This is a genomic window from Streptomyces katrae, from assembly GCF_000966975.1.
Classification (GTDB): Bacteria; Actinomycetota; Actinomycetes; order Streptomycetales; family Streptomycetaceae; genus Streptomyces; species Streptomyces katrae.
This window is the reverse complement of record NZ_JZWV01001342.1, coordinates 1-2597: the sequence shown is the minus strand read 5'-3', so window position 1 is coordinate 2597 and position 2597 is coordinate 1. Positions and strand designations below refer to the sequence as shown.

Genomic DNA, 2597 nt, shown 5'->3' with positions numbered 1-2597 from the left:
TGCGGCGCGCCGTCGGCCCGTGCCGCGGGGTGCCGGACGCCGGGTGGGCGGCGTGCGGTCTGTCGCCGCGGGGGCGGGGGGTGGTAGACCTGCGTCCTCGGAGCGGAGGGGGCGGGCGTGGAGGACGTCAGGATCGGGGTGCTCGGGTACGGGCTGCGCGGGGCCCTGGCGCGGACGGCGCACCGGCCGGGCCGGGGCGCGGTGGTGGCCGCGCTAGCCGATCCGGACCCGGGGGCACGGGACAGGGCCGCGGCGGCGTTCTCCGGCGCGCGGATCCACGCCGATCCGCGGGAGGTCATCGGGGACCCCGGGATCGACGCCGTGCTGGTGCTGACCCCCGACCACACCCACGCCGAGCTGGCGGTCCGCGCGCTGAGGGCCGGCCGGGCCGTGTTCGTGGAGAAGCCGCTGGACATCGACGTGGAGCGCTGTGACGAGGTGCTGCGGACGGCGTACGAGACGGGCAGCCGGCTGTACGTCGGGCACAACATGCGGCACATGCCGGTGGTCCGGCTGATGCGGGAGCTGATCGCGCGGGGAGCGGTGGGGGCCGTCAAGACGGTCTGGATCCGGCACTTCGTGGGCTACGGCGGTGACTGGTACTTCAAGGACTGGCACGCCGAACGCCGTTTCACCCACGGCCTGCTGCTGCAGAAGGCCGCCCACGACCTGGACGTCCTGCACTGGCTGGCGGGCTCCTACACCGAGGAGGTGCAGGCGATGGGTGATCTGATGGTCTACGGCGGGATCCCGCACCGCCGGGCGGCGGGCGAGCCGAAGACGGCCGACTGGTACACCGAGGAGGGGCACTGGCCGCCGGGCACCCAGCGGGACCTCAACCCGGTGATCGACGTCGAGGACGTGTCGCTGATGAACCTCCGGCTGGGCAACGGGGTCCTCGCCGCCTACCAGCAGTGCCACTTCACCCCCGACTACTGGCGCAACTACACCGTCATCGGGGACGCGGGCCGGCTGGAGAACTTCGGGGACGGCCCGGGCGCCGAGGTCCGCGTCTGGAACGCCCGCCGGTCGGGCTACCGGGCCGAGCCGGACGCCCGCCACCCCGTCCCCGCGGCCCCGTCGGAGGGCGGGCACGGCGGGGCGGACCCGCTGCTGATCGACGAGTTCCTGCGGTTCGTCCGGGAGGGCGGGCCCACGGACACCTCGCCCGTCGCCGCCCGCATGGCCGTGGCCGCCGGGTACGGGGCCACGCAGTCGCTGCGGGACGGCGGGACCCCGCTCAGGGTCCCGCCGCTCGATCCGCTGCTGGCCGCCTATTTCGAGAACGGGCAGCGGCGGAACGTGATGTGAGGGTGCGTCACCGACCGAGGGTGGTGCGGAGCTGGGCGGCCATGGCCTCGATGACCTCGGCGTGGTCGCGGACCAGGTAGAAGTGGCCCGGGGAGAACACCCGCAGGGCGAAGGGGCCTTCGGTGTGGTCGGCCCAGGCGGCGGCCTCGGCCTCCGTCACCTTCGGGTCCCCGGTGCCGATCATGGCGAGTACGGGGCAGCGCAGCCGCTCCCCCGGCTCGGGGGCGTAGGTCTCCGCGGCGCGGTAGTCGGCGCGGATGGCCGGGAGGACCATCCGCAGCACCTCCTCGTCGCCGAGCAGCCGGCTGTCGGTGCCGCTGAGGGCCTTCATCTCCTCGATCAGGCCGTCGTCGTCGCGCAGGTGCACCGTCTCGTGCCGGTGGGCGGAAGGGGCTCGGCGGCCGGAGACGAACAGGGCCGCCGCCACGATGCCCTTCTGCCGCTCGAAGCGGCGGGCGACCTCGTAGGCGACGGAGGCGCCCATGCTGTGCCCGAAGAAGGCCAGCGGCCGGTCGGCCCAGGGCAGCAGGGCGGTGAAGACCTGGTCGGCGAGGTCGGGGACGCTGTCGACGAGGGGCTCGGCGCGCCGGTCCTGCCGGCCGGGGTACTGGACGCACAGGACGTCGGCGAAGTCCGGCATGGCGCGGGCCACGGGCAGGTAGAAGCTCGCGGAGCCGCCCGCGTGCGGCAGGCAGACCAGCCGGACGGGGGCGTCCGGCCGCGGCTGGAACCGGCGTATCCACAGGCTGTCGTCGGTGGTGGTGGTCGGGGTGTTCACGGAGCGGACCGTGTCCTTTCGGAGAGGGGAAGGGGGCGGTTCAGGGGAGCTTGAGGATCCACTCGTCGACGGCGGTGGCCGTGGACTCGGCGTGGCGCTCCATCAGCGTGTAGTGGTTCCCGGGGACTTCGGTGATGGTCCGGGCGTGTTCGGGGGCCGGCGGGCGGTCGTCGGTCCGGTCGGCCGAGGGGGCCGCGCCGTCGGCCATCCCGTCGGCGGCGCGGACGACGAGGGTGGGGGCCGCGGCTTCGGGGGCGTGCCAGTCCTCGAAGAGGGCGAGGTAGCCGCCCATCGCGGTGAGCTGGGTGCCGGGTGCGGAGATGAACTCGAAGCGGTCGGACTGCTCCCGTACCACCGCGGCCTGGAACCGGTCGCCCATGCCCCGGGCCCGGCTGAAGCTGTCCAGCATCACGATGCCTTCGACGGGCCGGCCCAGCTGCTCCAGCCGGCAGGCGACGGCGTGGGCCACCCAGCCGCCCGAGGAGTAGCCGACGAGGACCACCGGGTC

General features: G+C 74.4%; 3 protein-coding genes. 1 reads left to right on the top strand and 2 read right to left on the bottom strand.

Translation table 11 applies throughout. The features are described from left to right. The first annotated feature begins 117 nt into the window (after positions 1-117). The gene (locus tag VR44_RS37015) at positions 118-1311 is read left to right on the top strand and encodes a Gfo/Idh/MocA family protein (RefSeq protein ID WP_045952058.1); all 1194 of its coding nucleotides are present in this window, start codon (positions 118-120) and stop codon (positions 1309-1311) included. A gap of 7 nt (positions 1312-1318) precedes the next feature. Here VR44_RS37015 and VR44_RS37010 read toward each other — a convergent pair whose 3' ends face one another. Then, positions 1319-2089, bottom strand: a complete 771-nt coding sequence (locus VR44_RS37010) for a thioesterase II family protein (RefSeq protein ID WP_045952057.1) — start codon at positions 2087-2089, stop codon at positions 1319-1321. A 40-nt stretch (positions 2090-2129) separates the two neighbouring features. Further along, positions 2130-2597 (bottom strand): alpha/beta fold hydrolase (locus VR44_RS37005; RefSeq protein WP_045952056.1); only part of this gene is annotated, 468 nt, incomplete at its 5' end.